Origin of the sequence: Allorhizobium paknamense (assembly GCF_030815125.1) — a bacterium.
GTDB classification, from domain to species: domain Bacteria; phylum Pseudomonadota; class Alphaproteobacteria; order Rhizobiales; family Rhizobiaceae; genus Allorhizobium; species Allorhizobium paknamense.
This window is the reverse complement of sequence record NZ_JAUSWH010000003.1, coordinates 184491-207415: the sequence shown is the minus strand read 5'-3', so window position 1 is coordinate 207415 and position 22925 is coordinate 184491. Positions and strand designations below refer to the sequence as shown.

Below are 22925 nucleotides of genomic sequence, written 5' to 3'. Positions count from 1 at the left end.
TAGCCATAAGCCCGCCTGCCGCACACTACTGGCCTACGACATCGCCCCCATGGATTGCGACATCATGACGGGCGGGGCCAAGAAGGCAAGCATGACATGACCATTGCCTCTTTGTCTTCTCCAATCAACAATGGATCATCTTGTTCCAGATCCGGTTGACCATGTCGAAATCATCCTTGGAAATGCACAGCCTGCTCAGAGCCCAGCGCGCCGCCTTTGACGAAGCCCCCTTCCCCACCGTGGCGGAGCGGCTGGAGAAGATTGCCCGCGTGCGGCGGCTGGTCGAGGCCTATGGCGCGCGCCTTTGCGAAACGATCGACCGGGATTTCGGCCGCAGGCCTCACGCCGAAACCGAGCTTCTGGAACTGGGGCCGGTGCTGACGGCGGAGCGGCATGTGCGCCGCCATCTCAAGCGCTGGATGCGGCCCGAGCGGCGAGCGGCAAGCCTGGATTTCCTGCTGTTCCGCAACCGGGTTTTCTACCAGCCGCTCGGCGTCGTCGGCATCATGGCGCCGTGGAACTATCCGCTGATGCTGACGCTGGAGCCGCTGATCGAGGCGCTGGCGGCGGGCAACCGGGCGATGATCAAGCCCTCCGAACTGCTGCCGGAAACCGCCGACCTCTTGCAAACCGCCATTTCAGACTTCTTCTTGCCCGAAGAGGTGACGGTGGTGACGGGCGGGCCGGACGTGGCGGCGGCGTTTGCGGGCCTTCCCTTCGACCATCTGCTCTTTACCGGCTCGACCGCCGTGGGCCGGAAAGTCATGGCGGCGGCAGCGGCCCATCTGACGCCGCTGACGCTGGAACTTGGCGGCAAATCGCCCGCCATCGTCACCGAAAGCTGGCCGCTGCAAAAAGCGGCTCGCGACATCGCCTTCGGCAAGATGGTCAATGCCGGCCAGACCTGTATTGCCCCCGATTACGTGCTGGCGCCGCGCCCTCTGCTCAAACCGCTGGCAGAAGCAATCCTGAAAGAGATCAAGGGCTTTTATCCGCAAGCACGGCAGGGGGCGGATTATTCCAGCCTCGTGGGAACTGGCCGGGCGCGGCTGGAAGCGGCGATTGCAGCGGCAAGCGCGGACGGCGCAGATGTGCTGACCTGCGACAGCGCCCTTCCAGGCCCGGGCGCACGGCTTGCCCCGACGCTCATTCTTGCCCCCAACCCCGAAAGCCCGATCATGCAGGAGGAGATTTTCGGCCCCGTCCTGCCGATCATGCCTTACGAAACGCTGGAGGAGGCGATCCGCTTCATCCGCTCCGGCCCGCGGCCACTGGCGCTCTACCTTTTCTCCGGCGACCGGGCCGAGCAGGCGGAAGTGCTGGCCGAGACCCATTCCGGCAATGTGACGATCAACGGAACCCTGCTGCACATTGCCCAGCCGGACCTGCCCTTTGGCGGCGTGGGTCCAAGCGGCGTCGGCGCCTATCACGGTCGGGACGGATTTCGCCGGTTTTCCCATGCCAAGGGCGTTTCGGACGTGCGCGGGCTGAACCCGGCGCGGCTGATTTCCCCGCCCTTCGGCAGACTAGCCCGGCTTATCGCCCGCTTTCAGCGGCGCTGAGCAATTACACGCAAAGTGGGAATCGGTTGTCTGTCAGGAAGTTCGTGAACACCAGTAGAAAGAGCCAGGATCATTCAAAGGCGCGGTCAAACACCCATGACATCACCGGTGGCTCGCCGATACGGATATCCTTGTAGCTCGAGGTTATCGTGGTGAGGACCGTTTCGTCGTCGGTCTCGATCTCGTAGAAGGTACTGTCGACCGCCCTGATGATCACCCAGGGGTTGCCCGGCTGCTCCGAGTTCCGAGCCGTGAACTCTCCCCAGATCACCTGTCGGGTATTTTCCGCCAGACATGCCAAGTCGGAGCCAGACAGGCAGGCATTGTTCGCAGCCAGCGCCTCAAGCTGTTCCCCGCCTTCACCAGTGGCCTCAAACCATTCGAGCCCAGGTTTGGACGACTTGACCGAAGAAATTACCCATGTCGCCTGCAAGGAGCGAGGTGCAAGAAGCCGCAGCACATCCATGAGCTGAATGGCGAGAAACCCGTCGCTGATATCGTACACTCTCAGTCTAGCCATAGATCCCCCCTGCCGAGACAGGAGAGGAGGTGACATCGACAGAGACACCTTGTCAACAAGGCGCTGGACGGCAAACCGCCACTACAGTTTCCCCGGAACGGCTTTGGCTTCAATCACCTCGCGCTTGCCACCCTTGCGATAGAGGAAGAGCGAGGCGACGAGGCCGCAGAGACCGGCAAAACCCATCCAGTAGCCGGGGGCGGCCTTATCCTGCGTCGTTTCGATCAGCCAGGTGGAGATGGCGAGCGACGAGCCGCCCAGCGTGGTGGCAAGGCTGTAGGCAAGCGAGAAGCCTGCCGTGCGGACGTTGACGGGCACCACCTCGGTGAGCGCCACCACCATGGCGCCGTTATACCAGGCATAGATGAAGGAGAGCCACAGTTCCACGGCCAGCATGCGTCCGAAGGTGATGTCGCGGATCAGCCAGGCCAGGGCCGGATAGGCGGTGAAGACGGCGAGCAGCGAAAAGCCGATGAGAATGGGCTTGCGGCCAATGCGATCGGACACCGCGCCCGAAACCGGCAGCCAGATGAAATTGGAAAGGCCGACGGCAATCGTCACCAGCAGGGCATCCGCTTCCGGCAGTTTCAGCACGGTTTTACCGAAGGAGGGCGTGTAGACCGTGATGAGATAGAAGGATACGGTGGTCATGATCACCATGCCGACGCCGCCCAGCACCACCGCCCAATTGGCGGCCAGCGTGCGGAACACTTCGCCCGTGGTTGGCGCCTTGTGGGCGCGGGCGGCAAATTCCGCCGTTTCCTGCAGCGACCGGCGGATAACGAAGATGAAGGGAATGATCAGACAGCCGATGGCGAAGGGAATGCGCCAGCCCCACTCGGAAATCTGCTGCGGCATCAAGAGCTTGTTGAGGGTAAAGCCGATCAGCGCCGCGACGATGATGGCCACCTGCTGGCTGGCCGATTGCCAGCTGACGTAAAAGCCCTTGCGGCCAGGGGTGGCCATCTCCGCCAGATAGACGGAGACACCGCCCAGTTCGACACCCGCCGAAAAGCCCTGCAAGAGGCGACCCACCAGCACCAGCAGCGGTGCGGCGATGCCGATGGTGGCATAGCCAGGTACGAAGACGATCAGCGCCGTGCCCATGGCCATCAGCGCCAGCGTGACGATCAGCCCCTTGCGCCGCCCGATGCGGTCGATATACGGCCCGAGCGTCAACGCGCCGATGGGCCGCATCACGAAGCCCGCCGCGAAGCTGAGGAAGGTGGACATCAACGAGACGAGTTCATTCTCGTTCGGAAAGAAGGTGTGGGCGATATGGCTTGCATAGATGCCGAACAGAAAGAAGTCGAACATCTCGAGGAAATTGCCGCTGGTCACGCGGAACACTGTCTTGATCTTTTCCGCCCGTGTGTCGTCCATGGCATTCTCCTCACGCCGTCATGGCCGCCGCGCCTTGGGAGCCGCACGGCAAACCTCTTCATAGAAGCTTGGAGTTAGCGCTATCACGCCCGGCAGGCAACCGGAAAAAGACCGGGGCCGTCGCCGGCCCCTTTTTGATCAGTCTGGGGGAGCCGTTACCGGCCCCTTCTCGATCAGTCTGGGGGACCGTCGCCAGCCCCTTCATCTTTGCGTGCCTGATCGCCGAGGCGACCTGTCACACAACATAGGGTTTGTAGATCAGCCAGTCCTTCGGCACATAGGCATTGTTGTCGGCGCTGCCATAGAGGGTCACGGTATCGCCGCCCGCCGCCTTGGAGGCGCCCAGCGCCCGCTCGGAGAAGGTCATCAGGTCGAAGGCGTTGGGGGCCTGTTCGGAAAGGCAGAGGCCGAAGGACATGGTGAGCGGGCCGAGCGAGCCGTTCGATCCGGCATTGACCACGGCGGTGGCCTTGAGCTTGGCGCGCACTGCATTGACGATACGGCTGATCTCGTCCTGGTCGGAGGTGTAGAAGAGGATGCCGAACCGGCTGCCATCGAAACGGCAGACGAGGTCGTCAGTGCCGGCCACGGCCTTCACCACCTTGGCGATCTGCTTGATGAAGCGTTCCGTCACCGTCGGCCCCAGATGATCGGCGAGCTTCGAAAATTCGTCGATCTCGCCGACGGCCAGCCCACAGAGCATAGGCATGGAGGGATTGGTGTAGATCTTGGCAAGCGCCTTGTTGAAGGCGCGGCGGCTGCCCATGCCGGTCAACGGATCGACGAATTTCGCCTGCTCCACCTGCTCGGCCTCGCGCTGCACATCGGCCAGTTGCTCGGTCTTTTCCACCACCGTCTTCACGACATTGCTGTTTTCCGCCACACGCTGATCCGTGGCGGCCTTCAGCGCCTGGATCTGGCGGCTGAGTTCGGGATTGCCAAGATCGGCTTCCGCGCCGATCACCCGGCTGGCATCGCCGATCAGGCGGCCATAATCCGACAGCGAGGATTTTTCCTGGTTGAGCAGGCTGATGAAGCTGCTCATCTCGGCGCGCACCCTGTTGCTATGGCGGGCGAGGATGGCCTCTTCGTGATGATGCGGCAGATATTTGCGGCCCAGCGCGTCCAGCGCCTCCTGGCTCTTGACCTTGCCAAGCGCGATGAACTCGCGCACCAGATCCGGATTGCTGCCCGAATAGGCCTCGTAAACCAGTTCGTAATTGCGTGGGAGACCTTCAATCCCCATTTGATGCATGGCGGTGGCAACGCGCAATGCGATACTGGAAGCCGGGTTTTTCAAAGGCTGCATCGAATGCTTTCCCCACATCGAATCAGGTGCTGGAGGCAAGAGTAGCCCGATCCTTCTTTCTTTCTCTTACGGCGATCCGTAAAGTTTTAGCTATCGGCGGCCAACCGCGCAAATCCCTGGTTTTCACCGGTTTTGCCGTTGAAACGGTGTTAAAAAATACTTCACAATAGAGGCCGGGGATGGAATAAGGCAGGCATGATCCCACCGCGCCCGCAGGACGATAACAGGCATGGCTGACATTGTTTCCACGCGCCCGGACGGCAAGGCCGCGATTGCGGCGGCGCTGCCGCCTCTTGAGGCGGGCGCGTGCATCGCCATTCCCACCGAAACCGTCTACGGTCTGGCGGCGGATGCCACCAATCCCCGCGCCATCACCCGGATTTACGAGACCAAGGGAAGGCCAAGCTTCAACCCGCTGATCTGCCATATGGCCGATCTCGCCATGGCCGAACGCCATGCCCTGTTCGATCCGCTGTCGCGAAAGCTTGCCGAACGCTTCTGGCCCGGCCCGCTGACGCTGATTCTGCCGCTCAGAGCCGACAGCACGATCCACGCCTTGGCCACGGCGGGGCTGGAGACGGTGGGCATTCGCGTGCCGCTCGGCTTTCCCGGCGCGCTGATTGCCGCCTTCGGCAAGCCGCTTGCCGCCCCCAGCGCCAATACCTCCGGGCGGATCAGCCCGACCACTGCCGCGCATGTCTTTGAGGATCTGGGAGGGAAGATCCCGCTCATTCTCGATGGCGGTGCCGCGCCCGTCGGGGTGGAATCGACCATTCTCAAGGTGGAAAACGGCGTGATCCGCCTGTTGCGGCCCGGCGGACTTTCCGCCGAGGCCATCGAGGCAGCCACCGGGCTTACCGTGCAGCGGCCTGAAAAGGCGGGCGCCATCATCGAGGCGCCGGGCATGTTGGCCTCCCATTACGCGCCGGAGGCCGCCATGCGGCTGAACGCCACCCATGTGGAGCCGGGCGAAGCGCTGATCACCTTTGCGGGTGCAGCACCCCAAGGTCTTGAAACGGCGGCACTGGTGCTCGATTTGAGCCCTGCGGGCGATCTTGCCGAGGCGGCGGCCAATCTGTTTCACATGATGAAACTGGCCGATGCCAGTGGTGCGCGGCGCATTGCCGTCACCGCCATTCCCGAAAACGGGCTCGGCGAAGCAATCAATGACCGGCTGCAAAGGGCGGCGGCGCCGAAAAGCTGAGGGCGAACCATGAATGACCAGTCTTCTTTCCCGGCCGTGCTGGAGCGCTTCATCGCCATTGTCGGCGCAAGCAATGCGCTGACGGAACAGGCGGATATCGCCCCCTATCTCCATGAAAATCGCGGCCTCTATCACGGCGCCTCGCCGCTGGTGCTTCTGCCGGGCTCGACGCAGGAGGTTTCCGAGATCATGGCGCTTGCCACCGAAACCGCCACGCCCATCGTGCCCGTCGGCGGCCGCACCGGCCATGTCGGCGGGCAGGTGCCGCGCACGGGCGGGCGCGATGTGCTGCTGTCGCTTGCGCGGTTGAACCGCATTCGCGAGGTCGATCCGGTCGGCAATGTCATCGTCGCCGATGCGGGTTGCATTCTCGCCGATATCCAGAAGGCGGCGGAGGCGGTGGACCGGCTCTTTCCGCTCTCGCTCGGCTCCCAAGGCTCCTGCCGCATCGGCGGCAATCTCGCCACCAATGCCGGCGGCACCGCCGTTCTGGTCTATGGCAATATGCGGCAGCTCTGCCTGGGCCTGGAAGTGGTGCTGCCCACCGGCGAAATCTGGGATGGGCTTCGCCGGTTGAAGAAGGACAATAGCGGCTACGATCTGCGCGATCTCTTCATCGGCGCGGAAGGCACGCTGGGCGTGATCACCGGCGCGGTGCTGAAGCTTTATCCGCGTCCGCTCGGCCATGAAGTGGCTTTTGTCGGCCTGCAATCGCCGCAGATGGCGCTTTCGCTGTTCGAAAAGGCCAGTGCGCTGTGCGGCTCGGCGCTCACAGGCTTCGAGTTGATGCCGCGCATCGGCGTGGAGTTCACCACCCGCCATATTCCCGGCGTGCGCGATCCGCTGGCCAACCCGCATGCCTGGTACGCATTGATCGATATTTCCACCTCAGACAGCGCCGACAGCGCCCGCCATATGATGGAAGCCGTGCTGCATGCCGGTGCCGAGGCGGGATTTGTAGAAGATGCGGTGATCGCCGGTTCCGTGGCGCAGCAGCAGGCGCTCTGGCATATGCGCGAGAGCATGTCGGAGGCGCAGAAGCCGGAGGGCGGCTCCATCAAACATGATGTGTCGGTTCCGGTCGCCAGCATTCCCGCCTTCATGCGCGAGGCGGCGGATGCGGTGATGGAGGCCGTGCCTGGCGCGCGCATCTGCGCCTTCGGCCATCTGGGCGACGGCAATATTCATTACAATATCAGCCAGCCCGTGGGGGCCGACAAGGACGCCTTCATTGCCCGCTGGCGGGAGGTCAACGCCATCGTCCACGCCATCGTGCGCGCCCATGGCGGCTCGATTTCCGCCGAGCACGGCGTCGGCCAGTTGAAGCGCGACGAACTGGAGGCGACGCGTCCCGCCATCGAAACCGAGTTGATGCGCCGCATCAAGCATGCTTTCGATCCGGCGGGCATCATGAATCCCGGCAAGATGGTTTCCCCCTGATGAGCGAGCCGCCGAAGCTCACCTTCCGCATCGATTTTGCCAATGGCATGCGGCTTGGTCCCGGCAAGGTGGCGCTGCTGGGGTTGATCTCCGAAAAAGGCTCGATCCGTTCGGCCGGTGAAGCGCTCGGCATGTCCTATCGCCGCGCCTGGCTGCTGGCGGATGAAATCAATACCATGTTCGCGGAGGTCTCCATCATCACCCGCCATGGCGGCAAGCAGGGCGGTGGCGCGGAACTGACGGCGTTCGGACAGGCTCTTCTCGCCCGCTCACTTGCCATGGAAGTCCGCGCCCGCGCGGCGATGGCGGAGGATCTGGCCTGGCTTGCGGCGCAAACCTCAAGGCCTGGATGACCGGCGAAAAACGCCGCTGGTCTCGATGGAAACCGCCTTGAAGAACAGCGTGACGGAAACCCCTTCGGCAAGCTGGAGGGCCAGGAGCGAACGGTGGGTGATTTCAGCGCGGATGATCTCGCCGCCGCAATCGACATGCACCGTCACCGTTCCCTGATCCTCGCGGATGGCCCTGACGGTTCCGGGCAGGCGGTTGAGCGTGGAGAGCGCCCCTTCGACCTCACGACCCAGAATGACATCGCTGACGGGCAGGAACAGGCGGATTCTCATGCCTGTGGCAAGACTTGTCTGGCGCAGGAAGAGCGGCCCCGCCGGAGTTTGCGCCAGCGTCAGCCCTTCTGCGTCGTCATGGCCGGTGATGACCGCCTGAAGGAAACTGCCCGGGCGGCTTTCGGCAAGGGCCGGCAGGTCGTGGCGGCTGTCGATGAGGCGCGGCCTGCCCTCTTCGACCGCCACCACGCGGTCGGCCAGCCGCGTCACCTCCGCCAAGGCGTGGGTGACATAGAGAATGGGAATGCCTGCGTGATCCCTGATCCGCTCGATATCCGGCAGGATCTGCGCCTTCAGACCCTGATCGAGCGCGGAAAGCGGCTCATCCATCAGCAGCAATTGCGGTGCCGCCATCAGCGCCCGGCCCAGCGCCACCCTCTGCCGCTCGCCGCCGGACAATTGCCCCGGCATGCGCGACAGCAGATGATCGAGCCGCAACAGGGCGGCAATGCGCTCCAGGCTTTCCTTTTTTTCTGTGCGCGGCGCAAAGCGCTGGCCGTAGGTGAGATTGCCCGCCACGCTCATATGCGGAAAAAGCCGCGCCTCCTGAAAGACATAGCCGATGCGCCGCCGGTGCGGCGGCAGGAAATGCCCGCCGGCGGCATCGCTCCACAGCACGCCATTGAAACGGATCGTCCCCTCTTGCGGGCGGATCAGGCCCGCCACGGCGTTGATCAGCGAGGTCTTGCCGGACCCGGACGGACCGAAAATCACCGTCAGCCCCGCATCCAGCGCGAGCGTGGCCTCCAGCGTGAAGTTTCCCTGACGGTGGCGAATATCGATCGTCAGCGTCATTGCGCCACCCTGGCGGCCAGACGCTGCGACAGCGCCTCCGAGGCAATCAGCGCCAGAAGCGAGAGCGCCACCGAAACCAGTGTCAACCGCAATGCCCCCGCCTCGCCGCCCGGCACCTGGGTATAGCTGTAGATGGCGGAAGAAAGCGTCTGCGTCTCGCCCGGTATGTTGGAGACAAAGGTGATGGTGGCGCCGAATTCGCCCATGGCTTTGGCAAAAGCCAGCACGGCACCGGCGGCAATGCCCGGCAGGATCAACGGCAGGGTGATGGTCAGGAAGACCATGACGGGTGAAGCCCCGAGCGTCGAGGCCGCCGTTTCCAGCCGCCGGTCCACCGCCTCCAGCGACAGCCTTATGGCGCGCACCATCAGTGGAAAGCCCATGACGGCAGATGCCAGTGCCGCCCCGGTCCAGCGGAAGGAGAAGGTCAATCCCAGCCAGTGGTCGAGGACGGCCCCGACCGCGCCGCGCCGCCCAAAGGTGATGAGCAGCAGATAGCCGGTAACGACCGGCGGCAGGATCAGCGGCAGATGCACCAGCCCATCGACCAGAAAATGCCCTGGAAACCGCCGCCGCGCCAAAAGCCAGGCGGTGGCGATGCCGAAGGGCAGCGAGACGATGACGGCGACGCTTGCGACCTTCAACGTCAGCAGAAGCGCGGTGATCTCATCTGCTGAAAGGGCACCGAATGACATGTCCGCACCCGTCAATGCGCCTCGCCCAACATCGTAAACCCTGCCGCCTTGAACACCTCTGCGGCCTTGGCTCCTTGCAGGAAGGTGAGGAAGGCGCTCGCATCGGGATTTTTCGTCGCTTCGGTCAAGGCGGCGGGATAGATGATCGGCGGATGGCTGGTTTCCGGGAAGCGGTCGATAATCTTCACGCCGGGATCGACCCTGGCGTCGGTCTCGTAGACGATGCCGAGCGGCGCTTCCTGGCGGGAGACCAGAAGCAGCGCGGCACGCACATTGTCCGCCTGGGCGATCTTGTCCTTCACGCTCTCCCAAAGCCCGAGCTTTTCCAGCGCCGCCTTGCCATACATGCCGGCGGGCACCGATTGCACCGCGCCCATGGCAAGACGTCCATCCCCCAACGCCGCTTTGAGATCGGCATCGGAACCGATCTTGAGGGCCAGATTGGATTGGGCCGCAGTGATCAGCACGATGCGGTTGCCCAGCAGGTTCACCCGGCTTTGCGGATCGATCAGATCGGCCTTCGCCAGATAATCCATCCAGGTGAGGTCTGCCGAAATGAAGAGGTCTGCCGGGGCACCCTGCTCGATCTGCTTGGCAAGCGCGGAACTGGCGGCAAAGGATATCGTCACCTCCTTGCCGGTTTGCGTCTTCCAGTCGGCAGCCAGCCGGTCGAGCGTTTCTTTCAGGCTGGCAGCGGCAAAGACCGTGACCTTATCCGCCGCCCGTGCGGGCTGGAGGCCTGGGGCCAGCAGCAGGGCGAGAAAAAAAGACATAAAACGCCGCCGCTGACACCATCCGACCATGATCAACCCCATCGATATATCCGTTGGGATATATCGCTACCCAAAGCAAAGCCGCAGGGCAAGCCCTACAATGGGTCGAAAAGAGGATCAGAGGCTGTTGATCGCTTCCAGCGAGCTTGCCGAAATGCCGTCCGAGCTGGACCCGCCGCCGAGAATGGTCAGTGCGGCGCTGGCCGCCGAGGTATCGGTGCCGGTGCCATTGTTCAGATCATACATCGCCATGAAGCGTTGCAGGAACTTCTTCTGCTTGTCGGGATCGGTGAGATCCTTGAGGTCGAGGTTCTTCTCCACCAGCGCCTTCTGCTTTTCGATATCCATGCTGCTCATTTCCGTGGGCAGGCTGAAGGTGGTGCGGAAGACTTCGAGCAGCGCCTGATCGCCGAGAATGTCATAGGCCGAGGTGATGGTCGGCGCCTTGCGCTCCCAATAGAGCGCCAGGCGCACACCGGCATTGTCATCGCCCTGCTCGGTTTCCAGCGTCTGGTGCAGGTAGAGGTTCTGCGTCTGGACAACCTCGCCGCGGTTCTGGATGCCCTGTTCGGTGGTGTGGGTCAGTTTGCCGTCCGTGCCGAAATTGAAGGAGGCGACAAATTCGGCATAGCGCTCATCGCTCTGGGTATTGGCGAAGCTTTTCGGATCGTTGAGGTCGGACTTGAACAGTTTCTTCAGCATATCGTCGCTGACATCCTTCGGATCGAGCCCGTAGGAGGTCAGGACGAAATCGGTGAGCTTGCGATCCTTCAACAATTCGTCGACAGAGCGGATCTTGACGATATTTTCCTGATAATATTTCGCGTCAGCCTCGGCCTCGGTCTTGGCCTTGGTCTGGTCCTTGCCGTCCAGGAATTTGGTTTTCTGGACGATATAATCCTTCGCGACGGCGGTAATGGTGCTTTCCTGCTGCGCCAGCAGCGGCACGTCCGGCGTGCCGTCGGACTTGAAGTTGAAGGCCGAGGCCAGACTGATCAGGCGCTTGTCCTTGCTCTTGTTGGCATAGCTGGTGGGATCGGTCATGTCGCTGGTCAGGACCTTTTTCAGCGTCGCCTTGGAAAACTCGTCCTCGCCAATGCCATAAGCCTTCATCAGCATCGGATAGATGCGGACATTGTTCAGCAGGTCATCCACCGTCTTCAGTGATTTCATCTGGGTGGAATAATAGCTGGTCAGGCTGTCGATCGTTGCCTGATCCTTGTCGTCATAGTTTTCACTATAGCCGGAAGTGGTCTGGGCAAGTTGCGTCTCCGACTGGGCATTGCCCGCCGTCACCGTGCCATCGGTGGAGAAATTGAACATGGCGGCAATCTTCGGATAGCTGCCATCGCCCTGGGTATTGGCATAGCTGTTCGTGTCGCTGAGATCGCTGGTGACGATGTTTTCGAAGGTGGATTTCAGCATGTTCGTGTCGAGACCAAGCGCCTTCTTGACATAATCGAACATGCGGCTGTCGCCGGTGATGTCGGAGACGCTGGTGACGGTGGCGATCTTCTTCGTGTAATACTCCGTCTCGCGCGAGGCCATGAAGGAGCTTTCGACGGTGGATTTTTCCTCGAGATAGAGGTTTTCAAGCTCTTCCTTCTGGTCCGCCGTCTGGGCGGTGCTGTTGACCAGCGTGCCGTCGGAATTGAAGGAAAAAGCCTTGGCGATGCTGAGATAGGCGGATTTGTCGGTGGTCAGCGTGTTGACATAGGAGGAGGTGTCGTTGACATCGCTGGTCAGCACCTTCTTCAGATGGTCTGCCGAATAATAGGTCGGATCGATGCCGTAGGCCGACAGGATCATGCTGGAGAGGCGGCTGTTCTTGACGATGTCATCCACCGAGGTCACCTTGTCGATGGCGCTGTCGTAATATTCGACATCCTCCTTCAGCGTATCGCCTTCGGTGGTCAGCGACTGCTTGTAGAGGCCGATCACATCGTCTTCCTGCGCATCGGTCTGGGCATCGGTCGTGCCCTTGGAAAAATTGAAGGAGGCTGCGAACTTGCGGTAGCGATCATCCGTCAGCTTGTTGGCATAGCTGTTGGAATCGGTCAGATCGCTTTCCAGAACCTTCTTCATGAAGGCCTTGGCGTAGATCATGTCCTCCAGACCGTTGGCGGTCATGGCGTAATTGTAGAGGCGGTCGTCATCGAGAAAATCCTCGACGGTTTTCACCTTGCCGATGTTTTCCTTGTAATAGGTGGCTTCGCGGCTGACCTGGGGCTCCTGCGATACGCGCTTGAGACTGGCCTTCATGTCCCGCGTGATCATGTCGTAGGTGGCATAGGTGGAAACCATGGCGATGCTCCTGTCATCGGCAGGTGCGCACCCCACACGGGCCTCCTGCCGTTGCTGGCGGTGCTTTCACCCATCATCGGACGAAGCACCCAAATTTCGACAGGTCATCATGACCGACAAGCCTTGCCCCTGGCTTTTGGGCAGGTCATACTACCCCAGTATTTCCCCAAATTCTATTAGAGAATTGGCTAAAAACAGACAGAAAACGTTCACCGAAATGAAACCTTCCGCGCTTGGATTTCAATAACCATCCCACGCGACAAAGCTTTCTTAACCGCGATTTTTAAGCGCTCCGGAACAGGCCGGCGCTATCTTCTGCCCCAGAGGACAAGAAAAGTCCCGAAGAAAGAGCCCCTCGAGACGGCTCTCAGGTAAAACAAGGGTAGCATGATGACAAACACGGTTATGAAGCCCGTATGGGCCGGCGCGACGTTCCGGCTGGATCCCGCCCGGTTTCCGCAGCAGATGAGTTATGCGTTGCGCGATGCCTCCGGTGATGTCAGTATCACGGTCGACGAACGGGGTGCGGTGCTTCGCAAGATCCTGCCTTCAAGCGGCCTGCCATTGTCCTTCGCCCTGCCGGCTCGCGCCTTCAAGGGTGTGGCTGCCCGTGCCATTGACCACGGAAACGGGGAGGTTACAGTGACGCTTGAATTGCATCATGACGATCCTGAATTGAGCATTCCGCTGCTGGTGGCGCATGACCTGTGCGACATCGCCGCCGACTGGCGCGCCTGGGCGCAGGCTTTCCGCATTCCCATGCTGATGGTGGAAGCCGATGGCGTGGCCCGGCCGCTGGAGGATCATCTGGGGGAGATCCGCACGCAGCCGCCGCGCACCCGCCGCCGCCACTCCTATTTTGCCGAGCGCCGTCCGCGCTTCCTGGTGCGCCGCAGCACCGGTTCGCTCGGCGTTGCCATGAAGATTTCCGGGCGCGAGATCATCGCCCGGCGCTGATTTTCGCCAATCCATGTTAGCGTTTTCAGGCCCATGCACCCGCATGGGCCTGTTTCGTTTTGAGGCAAATATCGCCAGCTGACATTTACGCAAACGGAATGGCGACGAGGAGCCCGAGGAACAGAATAATCCCGACCGGCGTGTTCATCTTGAAGAGCGCCAGGCACTGGTCCGGATTGTCGATGTCGAGCACGATGATCTGGTAAGCGAGCAAGGCCGCCGCCGCCGCCAGCCCGATATAGGCCGGAAAGCCGGCACCGGCAAAGGCAAAGGCGGCAAGGAGCAACAGCAGCATCAGGCCATAGAAACCGATCAGCCAGATCCTGGTATCCTCGGCAAACAGCCGCGCCGTGGAGCGCACGCCGATCAGCGCATCGTCCTCCTTGTCCTGATGGGCATAGATCGTGTCATAGCCGATGGTCCACACCACGGCGGCGACATAGGTGAGCACGGCCGGCAGCGACAGCGTGCCGAACAGCCCGGCCCAGCCCATCAGCCCGCCCCAGGAAAAGGCAAGACCGAGAAAAAATTGCGGCCAATCCGTAAAACGCTTGGCAAAGGGATAGATCGCCACCACCAGCAGCGAGGCCAGGGCAAGCCCGATGGCAAAGCCGTTGAAGGAGAGCAGAACCGCAAGCCCCACCAGCATCTGCGCCAGGATGAAGAGCTTTGCCGCCCCGCGGCTGACCCGCCCCGAGGGGAGTGGGCGCGAGCGGGTGCGCGCCACTTCCATATCGATCTTGTGGTCCACCAGATCGTTATAGGTGCAGCCCGCCCCGCGCATGGCGACGGAACCAATAAAGAACAGCAGCAAATGGCCGAGGAACAGCCAGGCATTGAGCCGCCCCTCGCCCGCCAGCGCATTGGCCGCCAGCGCCGACGACCAGAAACAGGGCCACATCAGCAATTGCCAGCCGATGGGCCGGTCCCAGCGGGCCAGTTGCGCATAGGGCCAGACGGGCCGCGGCAAAAAACGGTAGACCCAGTTGTCGGAGGGTGCGTCAGAAACGCGGGCGGAGGAGAAGGCTTCGTGTGTCATGATGCATTGATAGACGAAAGGGCCCAAACCGGAAAGCGCCCCCGCACAGAAGCCGGAGACGCGATCGGCAAGACAGCCGGCAGCCTGTCCTATTCTGCCGCCTGTCGTCCGGGGCGCAGCACGGGCGGGTCGAGTTCCTCTTCCGGCAGCGAAGCGGGCGGCTCCTCCTGGCCGTCGCGGAAAATCACCTTTTCCAGCGGTGGGCGCATTGCTTCCTTGGCTTTCAGCTCCGCCTCGCGCTCCAGGATGTAGTCGCGATTGCCCGGCACGGCCATGCGCTTCTTGGTGATCTGAAGCTGGAAGATGAAGAAATCCTCGTGGCTGAAGGCCATTTCCGAACCTGCCAGATAGAATTCCCACATGCGCACGAAGGCCTCGTCGTAAAGCCTTGCCGCCTCTTGCCTGCGCGCCATGAAGCGCTGACGCCAATGGCGCAGCGTATGGGCGTAGTGCATGGGCAGGATTTCGCAATCGGCCACCAGCAATCCGCTTTTTTCGATGGCCGGCAGCACTTCCGCCAGCGACGGTATATAGCCGCCGGGAAAGATATATTTCTCGAAGAAGGGGTTGTTATAAAGCGCCGGATAGGGCTGACCGATGGAGTGCAGCACCATCACCCCGTCATCCGCCAGCAACTCCTTCACCTTGCCGAAAAAATTGCGGTAATTGGCGCGCCCCACATGTTCGAACATGCCGACCGAGACGATCCGGTCGAAGGGCTTCGCCGTCATGGTGCGATAGTCCTGCAGGTTGAAACGGACGAAATCCTCCATGCCCCGGCGGGCTGCACGGTCACGCGAGACCTTCAACTGCTCTTCACTGAGCGTGATGCCGGTCACATCCACGCCGCAAAGTTCGGACAGATAAAGCCCCATACCGCCCCAGCCGGAGCCGATTTCCAGCACGCGCTGCCCTTCTTCCAGGCAAAGCTTGGCGGCGATATGGCGTTTCTTCGCAAGCTGCGCCTCGTCCAGCGAAATGCCGGGCGGATTGAAATAGGCGCAAGAATATTGCCAGTCCTCGTCGAGGAACAGATCGAAGAGCTTGGCGCTCAGATCATAGTGGTGGGCGACATTGCGCCGGTTGTGATTGACGGGAAAAAGCCCTCTCAGCCTCGCCTCGGCAATCCGCACCAGACCGCGCCACAGCATGGAAAAATTCAGATCCGTGACGAGGGTATTGTCCTTGATCAGCGTCAGCAGGTCGTAGATGTCGCCCTTTTCGACAAGCATGCGGCCCTGCATGTAGACTTCGCCCAGTTTGAGCTGGGCATCCCGGGCAACCTCTTCTTCGGCCTGATCGTCCAGGAAGCGGAGGGCGACAGTCGGGTCCGACCCGTCCCCCATGCGTTCGGTCTGACCATCGGCGCCGGTGACCTCAAGCGTTCCCCGGCGAATGATCCTCTGCAATATGCGACGTAGCGATAATGCCATTGACACCTCCAGAAGTGAAGGATTTCCGTCCCGACAGACGGATACCCTATGCTCTTTGGAGGCTGTGACAAGATGCTTTTGTCACATATTTTTAACCAAAATCATGGAACAAAACCCATAGGTTGCGCATAAAATGCGCTCGCTACTTCCGGCGCATGGCCTCTGCCAGCGCCGCGCCAAGACCGCCCATGGAGGACTGCTCGCTCTTGCGGGGCTCTCCCTTGCCGGCATGGCGCATATTGGCATTGCCGCGATTGTCACGCATCGAAGGCGGCGGGGCCTCGCCGCCATCCTTGCGCATGGAAAGGGCGATGCGCTTGCGCTTCACATCCACCTCCACCACGCGCACCTTCACCACGTCGCCAGCCTTCACCACATCATGCGGGTCCTTGATGAAGCGATCCGCCAGCTGCGATACGTGCACCAGCCCGTCCTGATGGACGCCGATATCCACGAAAGCGCCGAAGGCCGCGACATTGGTGACCGTGCCTTCCAGCAGCATGCCGGGCTTCAGGTCATCGATCTCGTTCACGCCTTCTGCAAAGGTGGCCGTCTTGAAGCTCGGACGCGGATCGCGGCCCGGCTTTTCAAGCTCGGAGAGAATGTCCTTCACGGTCGGCAGGCCGAATTTTTCATCGACGAACTGGCGGGGGTCGAGGCTTTTCAGCGCCGCACTATCCCCCATCAGCGTGCGCAGATCGCGCCCGCAGGCCGCGACGATCTTCTTCGCCACGCCATAGGCTTCCGGGTGAACGGCGGAGGCATCGAGCGGCTCCTTGCCATTGGGAATGCGCAGAAAGCCCGCGCATTGTTCGAAGGTGCGCGCCCCGAGCCGCGCCACCTTCAGCAAATCCTTGCGGGTGGCGAAGGGGCCGTTCTGGTCGCGATGGGAAACGATGGCCTCGGCAATCGAGCCGCCAAGGCCGGACACCCGCGCCAGAAGCGGCGCGGACGCCGTGTTGAGATCGACGCCGACCGCATTTACCGCATCTTCCACCACGGCATCCAGCGACCGGCCAAGCTTGCCCTGATCGACATCATGCTGGTACTGGCCGACGCCGATGGATTTCGGTTCGATCTTGACGAGTTCGGCCAGCGGGTCCTGCAAACGCCGCGCAATCGATACGGCACCGCGCAGCGAAACATCGAGGCCCGGAAACTCCTTGGCCGCCGTTTCCGACGCCGAATAGACGGACGCGCCCGCCTCCGAGACGATGACCTTGGTGGGCTTCGGCGCATCGGCCGCTGCCGGAAGTGCGGCCAAGAGATCGGCCACCAGCTTTTCCGTCTCGCGGCTGGCTGTGCCATTGCCGATGGCGATCAGTTCCACCTTGTGCTTGCGGATGAGGCTTGCAAGTTCGGCCTGCGCGCCGCGCAGGTCGTTCTTCGGCTGGAAGGGATAGACGGTCGAGGTTTCGAGCAATTTGCCGGTGCCATCCACCACCGCCACCTTGACGCCGGTGCGGATGCCCGGATCAAGCCCCATGGTGGGCCGCGATCCGGCGGGGGCGGCCAGCAGCAGATCCTTGAGATTGCGGGCAAAGACATGGATCGCCTCTTCCTCGGCGCGCTCGCGCAGTTCGCGCATCAAATCGAGTGACAGCGAGGTGGAAAGCTTGACCCGCCAGGTCCAGCCCGCGACATCCAGCAGCCATTGATCGGCGGGGCCCTTCGCCTTCACCTCATAGGCATTGGCAACCATCCGCTGGGCGGGCTTGATGGCGGCGGTCTCGTCCTTGTCGGCCTCGATGGCGAGGGTAAGCACCTCCTCGTTCCAGCCGCGCAGCATGGCCAGCGCCCGGTGGCCGGGTACGGTTGCCCAGCGCTCGGAATGGTCGAAATAATCGGCGAACTTCTCGCCCACAGCCTGCTTGCCGTCCACCACCTTGGCGTAAAGCCAGGCCTTGTCCTTGAGGTATGTGCGCAGCGTCTTCAACAGTTCCGCATTTTCCGACATGGCCTCCGCCACGATGTCGCGCGCCCCTTCCAGCGCCGTCTTCACATCCGGCACATCCTCTTTCAGATAGGCCTCCGCAAGCTTTGCCGGATCGCTGGCGCGGTCGGCCAGAATGGCGTCCGCCAGCAGTCCCAGCCCCTTTTCGCGGGCAATTTCCGCCCGGGTGCGGCGCTTCGGCTTGTAGGGCAGATAGAGGTCTTCCAGTTCCGCCTTGGTGGTGGCGGCGAAGATCTTGTCCATCAGCTCGCCGGTCATCTTGCCCTGGCCGGTAATGCTTTCGACGATGGAGCCGCGGCGCGCGCCAAGCTCGCGCAGATAGGTCAGCCGTTCGGCCAGCGTGCGCAGCTGGGTATCGTCCAGGCCGCCCGTCACTTCCTTGCGGTAGCGGGCAATGAAGGGCACGGTCGCGCCCTCGTCCAGCAACTCCACGGCAGAGGCCACCTGCTCGGGGCGTGCCTTGATCTCACCGGCAATAAGGGCGGCAATGGATTTGATGTCGTCGGCCATGGCGATGCTACTTCTCCGAAATTGGTGCAGGGACCATAACGAGAGATCGTGGCGAGGCAACGGATGTGCAAGCCCCTCCACAGGAAAGCCGCCCTTCCGGCTTTTTCCTTGATTTTTGCGCGCCCGCGCCGTAACCGCCCATCAAAGACATTGGAGGCAGGCCATGAAAGTGCTGTTGATCGGTTCCGGCGGACGCGAACATGCTTTGGCATGGAAGATTGCGCAATCTCCCCTTCTGGAAGAGCTTTACGCCGCCCCCGGCAATCCCGGTATTGCCGAGCATGCGGTACTGGCCGATCTCAATGTCGATGACCATGATGCCGTGCTGGCCTTCTGCCACGAAAAAGGCATTACCTTCGTCGTCGTCGGGCCGGAAGCACCGCTGGTGGCGGGGATTGCCGACAGGCTGCGCGCGGGCGGCCTTGCCGTCTTTGGCCCTTCGGCGGCGGCTGCGCAACTGGAAGGCTCCAAGGGCTTTACCAAGGATATCTGCGCCCGCTTCAACATTCCGACCGGCGCCTATCAGCGCTTCAACAACGCCCCGAAAGCAAAAGCCTATGTGCGTGCACAGGGCGCACCGATCGTCATCAAGGCCGATGGCCTGGCCGCAGGCAAGGGCGTGACGGTGGCGATGACGCTGGAGGAGGCGCTGTCCGCCATCGACGATTGTTTCGAAGGCGCCTTTGGCGCAGCGGGCGCGGAAGTGGTGGTGGAGGCCTTTCTCGATGGCGAAGAGGCAAGCTTCTTCTGCCTCTGCGACGGAAAAACCCTGCTGCCGCTGGCAACCGCCCAGGATCACAAGCGCGTCGGCGATGGCGATACCGGCCCGAACACCGGCGGCATGGGGGCCTATTCGCCTGCTCCGGTGATGACACCGGATCTGGTGGAGCGGACGCTGAAGGAGATTATCGAGCCGACCATGCGCGGCATGGCGGAACTGGGCATGCCGTTCAGCGGCGTGTTCTTCGCCGGGCTGATGATCACCGCCAAGGGGCCGGAACTGATCGAATATAATGTGCGCTTCGGCGACCCGGAATGCCAGGTGCTGCTGACCCGCCTGAAAAGCGATCTTCTGCCGCTGCTCTACGCCACCGCCACCGGAACGCTGGATCAGGTGACGGCGGAATGGCATGACGACCCGGCGCTGACCGTGGTTCTGGCCTCCAAGGGCTATCCCGGTTCCTACGCAAAGAACACGGCGATTGCCCATCTTCCCGCCGAAAGCAGCGACGCCAAGGTTTTCCACGCCGGAACAGCGCTGAAGGACGGACAACTGGTGGCCACCGGCGGGCGGGTGCTGAACGTGACGGCACGGGGAAAAAGCGTGCGCGAGGCGCAGGCCAAGGCCTATCGCCTGCTGGATGAGGTGACATGGGAAAACGGCTTCTGCCGCCGCGATATCGGCTGGCGCGCCATTGCCCGTGAAGAGGAAGGCTGAAGGCCTCCCGGTAATTCAAATTTTACCGTCTTTGCTGACCGGAATGAAAGATGCACGGACTAGGATCGGCTTCTGATAGGACATCCGCCGATGCGGCTGTCCTCTGCTGATCTGAAGAGGCTCAAACCGATGCGTTCTGTCATTCTTGCGGTTGCTATGGTGAGCGCCCTGCCCCTTGCGGCGGCGGCTGGCTCCATCGACGTGATTTCCGCGCCGCGTGTGACGGCAAACAGCATTCTCTCCGTCACCTGCGCTCAATGCCCGGCGCCCCAGCAGAAGCCGAAGCGGGAAGAGGCCGCCGCGCCGCAGCTTGCTCCCGGCACGCAGACCCTGGAATTTCGCGAGATTCACGGTGAAAAGAAGCTTGTGCGCACAGAAGCCTGGCTGGGTGGCTCGCCTGTGATGTTCGTCAGCAAGGCCGATCAGTGGATGGCAACCCCCAGCATGCTGGCCAGCACACCGCCCGTGGCCGCGATTGACGGCGCCACCACCACCGCCGCGCTCTCGCCCGCCTTTTCGCCTGAAAGCCTTGCCCTGAGACTGAACTGATTGCCGTTGATCCTGTGCTTGCCGGGCGAGCGATCCCGGTAGAGGTGCGAGGATTTTTACCCCCGAATATTATGGGGTAAAACTATTGTTTTAGGACATAGTTCATCTTTTATTTAGTGATGCCTTCTAAAATCCCGACCCTATCCATTGGGCTTTTCGGGGCAGATATGAAAAATCTCAGGATTTCGCTGCAACTTTTCCTGCTGGTCGGTGGCTTGATGGCGGCCTTTGCCATTGCCACCTTCTTCCAGATCCGTTCGGCATCGGAAACCATCTATCAGCAACGCTATGAAATGCTGCGCACCGAGGTGGAAACCGCCATTTCCGTCCTCAAGCGCTATCAGGCCAAGGAAGCGGCAGGCGAACTGAGCCGCCAGGACGCACAGAAGCAGGCTTACGACATCGTCAACGCCATGAAATTCGAGCCGGACGGTTATTTCTTCGGCTATGACTATGATGTCACCATGCTTTTCCATCCCGATCCGAAGCGCGTGGGCCAGAACTTCAAGGGCAAGGCCGACAGCAAGGGCTATGCCTATCGCGACGAACTGGTAAAGCTTGGCCGCGCCGGTGGCGGGCAGACCGACTTTTATGGCCCGAAACCGGGCCAGGAAGGGGATAACTTCCGCAAGACCTCTTATGCCAAAGCTTTCGAGCCCTGGGGCGTGGTGGTGGTGACCGGGCTTTACATGGACGATCTCGATGCGGAAGTGAATGCCGCCATCTTCAAGGCGATCTCCGTCAACCTGATCGTCGGCGTTCTCGGCCTTGCTGCCGCCTATATGGTCATTCGCGGCATTTCCCGTCCGCTGAAGGCGATTCACGACAGTCTGCGCGCCGTGGCCGATGAAAATGTCTCCATCGCCATTCCGCATGCCGAGATGCCGAACGAAGTGGGCATGATGGCCAAGGCCACGAAATCCTTGCAGGAAAAGGTGCGCGAGCGTCACGCCATGGTGGCGCGCGAGGAAGAACAGCAGCGCGCCCTGGAGGCCGAGCGTGAGCGCAGCGCCGCCATGCAGGCAGAGGAAGCCCGCCAGCAGGCACATGTGGTGGCCACCATCGGCACCTCGCTGGAAAAGCTGGCGGTGGGCGACCTGACGGTGCGCTGCGACGATCTTGGCCCGAAATATGAAGGGCTGCGGCATAATTTCAACGATGCGCTGGCACGGCTGGAGCAGGCCATGGCCCGCGTCAACCTCAAGGGCACGGATATCGGCGTCAGCAAGGAAGAAATCCGCCGGGCTTCCGGCGAACTGGCGCAACGCACCGAACGTCAGGCCGCCAATCTGGAAGAAACCTCCGCCGCGCTGGATGAGCTGAGCGTCGCCATCCGCCAAACGGCGGACGGCGCCCGCGAGGCGGCCAACCGCGTACAGACGGTCAGCCAGGAGGCACAGCAGAGCGACACCGTGGTCAACCGCGCCATCGAAGCGATGAGCGGCATCGAAAAATCCTCCGAAGAAATTGCCAAGATCATCGGTGTGATCGACGAAATCGCCTTCCAGACCAACCTTCTGGCGCTGAATGCCGGTGTCGAGGCCGCCCGCGCCGGCGAAAGCGGCAAGGGGTTTGCGGTGGTCGCACAGGAAGTGCGCGAGCTTGCCCAACGCTCCGCCGCCGCCGCCAAGGAAATCCGCGAGCAGATCGCCCGCTCCTCAGGCCAGGTGAATGAGGGCGTCCAGCTTGTGGGCCGCACGGGTGACGCGCTGCGCCGCATTGCCCAGCAGATCACTGAGGCCAATGAGGTGGTCTCCCGCATTGCCGCCAGCGCCCAGGAGCAGGATACGACGCTGCGCTCCATCTCCTCGGCTCTGAACCAGCTCGATACCGCCACCCAGCAGAATGCCGCCATGGCAGAGGAAACCACGGCATCGGCGGAAGTGCTGGCCAATGATACCGGCGAATTGCTGACCCTGATCCAGGGCTTCCGTGTGTCCCGCCAGAACGGTGGGGATCTTTCCACCATGGCCGAGCGCATGCGGCAGGCCGGCTGATCGTCCATCCTACTCTGTTCACAAATGAAAGGGCGGCGGGAACCAATCCCGCCGCCCTTTCATTTGCATGAGGTGATTGTGTTATAAGCTGACAAAAGGGAGGATGAGCCATGTCACTACATGTTTCCGATCTTCGCGGCAGTCTGGTGAGCCTGCTGACGGAAATGGGTCTGATGGAGCCCGAAACGGCCCGCACCGAGGCCCATGAACTGCCGCCCCTCAGCAGCGAACAGGAATTGCTGCTGGCCTGCTATCGCTCCGGGCAGATGGAGGAATGGGCGTGGCAGGCGCATCTGGATCATGATGCGGTGCTGGCGGACTATTGGCGCGGGATTGATACCAAGCGTCACTGATCGAGCACGAGGCTTACTGCATAATTCCTTAAATCGGAATCGATTTAAGGTGAAAATTATGCAGCAGGTTTAAAGTGTTACAGCGTC

The 22925-nt window shown here is 61.7% G+C and carries 18 protein-coding genes and 1 pseudogene; 9 read left to right on the top strand and 10 right to left on the bottom strand.

The features are described from left to right. Nucleotides 1-161 precede the first annotated feature (161 nt). Entirely contained in the window at nt 162-1562 is a 1401-nt protein-coding gene (locus QO005_RS06815; protein WP_307157243.1) for a coniferyl aldehyde dehydrogenase, read from the top strand. 70 nt (nt 1563-1632) lie between these two features. On the opposite strand, the gene QO005_RS06810 is transcribed toward QO005_RS06815, so the two are convergent. From QO005_RS06810 to QO005_RS06800, 3 genes are all read right to left on the bottom strand, one after another. Then, nucleotides 1633-2082: a hypothetical protein gene (locus QO005_RS06810; RefSeq protein WP_307157242.1), complete on the bottom strand. Its 450-nt coding sequence runs from the start codon at nt 2080-2082 to the stop codon at nt 1633-1635. A gap of 81 nt (nt 2083-2163) precedes the next feature. Beyond that, nucleotides 2164-3465 carry an MFS transporter gene (locus tag QO005_RS06805; protein WP_307157241.1) on the bottom strand — a complete coding sequence of 434 codons (1302 nt, stop codon included), beginning with the start codon at nt 3463-3465 and terminating at the stop codon, nt 2164-2166. 235 nt (nt 3466-3700) lie between these two features. Beyond that, the gene (locus QO005_RS06800) at nt 3701-4774 is read right to left on the bottom strand and encodes a GGDEF domain-containing protein (RefSeq protein WP_307157240.1); all 1074 of its coding nucleotides are present in this window, start codon (nt 4772-4774) and stop codon (nt 3701-3703) included. 229 nt (nt 4775-5003) lie between these two features. Here QO005_RS06800 and QO005_RS06795 point away from each other — a divergent pair, with 229 nt between their 5' ends. Genes QO005_RS06795 through QO005_RS06785 form a run of 3 tightly spaced genes read left to right on the top strand, consistent with a single transcriptional unit; the run spans nt 5004 to nt 7771 of the window. Then, entirely contained in the window at nt 5004-5978 is a 975-nt protein-coding gene (locus QO005_RS06795; RefSeq protein ID WP_307157239.1) for an L-threonylcarbamoyladenylate synthase, read from the top strand. Between the two features lie 9 nt (nt 5979-5987). After that, on the top strand, nt 5988-7418 hold the full coding sequence (locus tag QO005_RS06790) for an FAD-binding oxidoreductase (protein WP_307157238.1): 1431 nt from the start codon (nt 5988-5990) through the stop codon (nt 7416-7418). Then, nucleotides 7418-7771 carry a winged helix-turn-helix domain-containing protein gene (locus QO005_RS06785; RefSeq protein ID WP_307157237.1) on the top strand — a complete coding sequence of 118 codons (354 nt, stop codon included), beginning with the start codon at nt 7418-7420 and terminating at the stop codon, nt 7769-7771. The genes QO005_RS06790 and QO005_RS06785 overlap by 1 nt, the downstream gene beginning before the upstream one ends. Here the strand turns inward: QO005_RS06785 and modC are convergent. The 4 genes from modC to QO005_RS06765 form a co-directional block, all read right to left on the bottom strand. Next, nucleotides 7757-8836 carry a molybdenum ABC transporter ATP-binding protein gene (gene modC / locus QO005_RS06780; protein WP_307157236.1) on the bottom strand — a complete coding sequence of 360 codons (1080 nt, stop codon included), beginning with the start codon at nt 8834-8836 and terminating at the stop codon, nt 7757-7759. The two genes, QO005_RS06785 and modC, sit on opposite strands and share 15 nt — an antisense overlap. Further along, entirely contained in the window at nt 8833-9531 is a 699-nt protein-coding gene (gene modB, locus QO005_RS06775) for a molybdate ABC transporter permease subunit (protein ID WP_307157235.1), read from the bottom strand. Before modB ends, modC begins: the two co-directional genes overlap by 4 nt. An 11-nt stretch (nt 9532-9542) precedes the next feature. Beyond that, nucleotides 9543-10304, bottom strand: coding sequence for a molybdate ABC transporter substrate-binding protein (gene modA, locus QO005_RS06770; protein WP_307157234.1), 762 nt, complete (start codon nt 10302-10304; stop codon nt 9543-9545). Between the two features lie 117 nt (nt 10305-10421). After that, on the bottom strand, nt 10422-12608 hold the full coding sequence (locus tag QO005_RS06765; RefSeq protein WP_307157233.1) for a DUF1217 domain-containing protein: 2187 nt from the start codon (nt 12606-12608) through the stop codon (nt 10422-10424). 390 nt (nt 12609-12998) lie between these two features. On the opposite strand from QO005_RS06765, the gene QO005_RS06760 reads away from it, so the two are divergent. Next, nucleotides 12999-13565, top strand: a complete 567-nt coding sequence (locus QO005_RS06760) for a DUF6101 family protein (protein WP_307157232.1) — start codon at nt 12999-13001, stop codon at nt 13563-13565. Between the two features lie 85 nt (nt 13566-13650). On the opposite strand, the gene ubiA is transcribed toward QO005_RS06760, so the two are convergent. The 3 genes and pseudogenes from ubiA to QO005_RS06745 all read right to left on the bottom strand — a co-directional run bounded on the left by ubiA (nt 13651) and on the right by QO005_RS06745 (nt 18501). Further along, a complete protein-coding gene (gene ubiA / locus QO005_RS06755; protein WP_307157231.1) occupies nt 13651-14604 on the bottom strand; it encodes a 4-hydroxybenzoate octaprenyltransferase in 954 nt (317 codons plus the stop codon). A 179-nt stretch (nt 14605-14783) separates the two neighbouring features. Continuing rightward, nucleotides 14784-16037 (bottom strand): annotated as a pseudogene (locus QO005_RS06750) (cyclopropane fatty acid synthase); the annotation flags it as partial. Between the two features lie 142 nt (nt 16038-16179). After that, a complete protein-coding gene (locus tag QO005_RS06745) occupies nt 16180-18501 on the bottom strand; it encodes a Tex family protein (RefSeq protein WP_307157230.1) in 2322 nt (773 codons plus the stop codon). 163 nt (nt 18502-18664) lie between these two features. Here QO005_RS06745 and purD point away from each other — a divergent pair, with 163 nt between their 5' ends. The 4 genes from purD (at nt 18665) to QO005_RS06725 (ending at nt 22838) form a co-directional block, all read left to right on the top strand. After that, entirely contained in the window at nt 18665-19939 is a 1275-nt protein-coding gene (purD, locus tag QO005_RS06740; RefSeq protein WP_307157229.1) for a phosphoribosylamine--glycine ligase, read from the top strand. A gap of 129 nt (nt 19940-20068) precedes the next feature. Next, nucleotides 20069-20488 (top strand): plant virulence effector HPE1-like domain-containing protein, encoded by a 420-nt coding sequence (locus tag QO005_RS06735; RefSeq protein WP_307157228.1) that lies wholly within the window; start codon nt 20069-20071, stop codon nt 20486-20488. Between the two features lie 167 nt (nt 20489-20655). After that, nucleotides 20656-22485 (top strand): methyl-accepting chemotaxis protein, encoded by a 1830-nt coding sequence (locus QO005_RS06730; RefSeq protein ID WP_307157227.1) that lies wholly within the window; start codon nt 20656-20658, stop codon nt 22483-22485. A 110-nt stretch (nt 22486-22595) separates the two neighbouring features. Continuing rightward, nucleotides 22596-22838, top strand: coding sequence for a hypothetical protein (locus QO005_RS06725; protein ID WP_307157226.1), 243 nt, complete (start codon nt 22596-22598; stop codon nt 22836-22838). The last annotated feature ends 87 nt before the right edge of the window (nt 22839-22925 follow it).

Coding starts and splice junctions, on each gene's coding strand:
- QO005_RS06790 (WP_307157238.1), top strand. CDS start 5,988: ATGAATGACCAGTCTTCTTTCCCGGCCGTGCTGGAGCGCTTCATCGCC.
- QO005_RS06815 (WP_307157243.1), top strand. CDS start 162: ATGTCGAAATCATCCTTGGAAATGCACAGCCTGCTCAGAGCCCAGCGC.
- QO005_RS06810 (WP_307157242.1), bottom strand. CDS start 2,082: ATGGCTAGACTGAGAGTGTACGATATCAGCGACGGGTTTCTCGCCATT.
- ubiA (WP_307157231.1), bottom strand. CDS start 14,604: ATGACACACGAAGCCTTCTCCTCCGCCCGCGTTTCTGACGCACCCTCC.
- QO005_RS06795 (WP_307157239.1), top strand. CDS start 5,004: ATGGCTGACATTGTTTCCACGCGCCCGGACGGCAAGGCCGCGATTGCG.
- modC (WP_307157236.1), bottom strand. CDS start 8,836: ATGACGCTGACGATCGATATTCGCCACCGTCAGGGAAACTTCACGCTG.
- QO005_RS06725 (WP_307157226.1), top strand. CDS start 22,596: ATGTCACTACATGTTTCCGATCTTCGCGGCAGTCTGGTGAGCCTGCTG.
- QO005_RS06785 (WP_307157237.1), top strand. CDS start 7,418: ATGAGCGAGCCGCCGAAGCTCACCTTCCGCATCGATTTTGCCAATGGC.
- QO005_RS06745 (WP_307157230.1), bottom strand. CDS start 18,501: ATGGCCGACGACATCAAATCCATTGCCGCCCTTATTGCCGGTGAGATC.
- modA (WP_307157234.1), bottom strand. CDS start 10,304: ATGTCTTTTTTTCTCGCCCTGCTGCTGGCCCCAGGCCTCCAGCCCGCA.
- modB (WP_307157235.1), bottom strand. CDS start 9,531: ATGTCATTCGGTGCCCTTTCAGCAGATGAGATCACCGCGCTTCTGCTG.
- QO005_RS06805 (WP_307157241.1), bottom strand. CDS start 3,465: ATGGACGACACACGGGCGGAAAAGATCAAGACAGTGTTCCGCGTGACC.
- QO005_RS06760 (WP_307157232.1), top strand. CDS start 12,999: ATGACAAACACGGTTATGAAGCCCGTATGGGCCGGCGCGACGTTCCGG.
- QO005_RS06730 (WP_307157227.1), top strand. CDS start 20,656: ATGAAAAATCTCAGGATTTCGCTGCAACTTTTCCTGCTGGTCGGTGGC.
- QO005_RS06765 (WP_307157233.1), bottom strand. CDS start 12,608: ATGGTTTCCACCTATGCCACCTACGACATGATCACGCGGGACATGAAG.
- QO005_RS06735 (WP_307157228.1), top strand. CDS start 20,069: ATGCGTTCTGTCATTCTTGCGGTTGCTATGGTGAGCGCCCTGCCCCTT.
- QO005_RS06800 (WP_307157240.1), bottom strand. CDS start 4,774: ATGCAGCCTTTGAAAAACCCGGCTTCCAGTATCGCATTGCGCGTTGCC.
- purD (WP_307157229.1), top strand. CDS start 18,665: ATGAAAGTGCTGTTGATCGGTTCCGGCGGACGCGAACATGCTTTGGCA.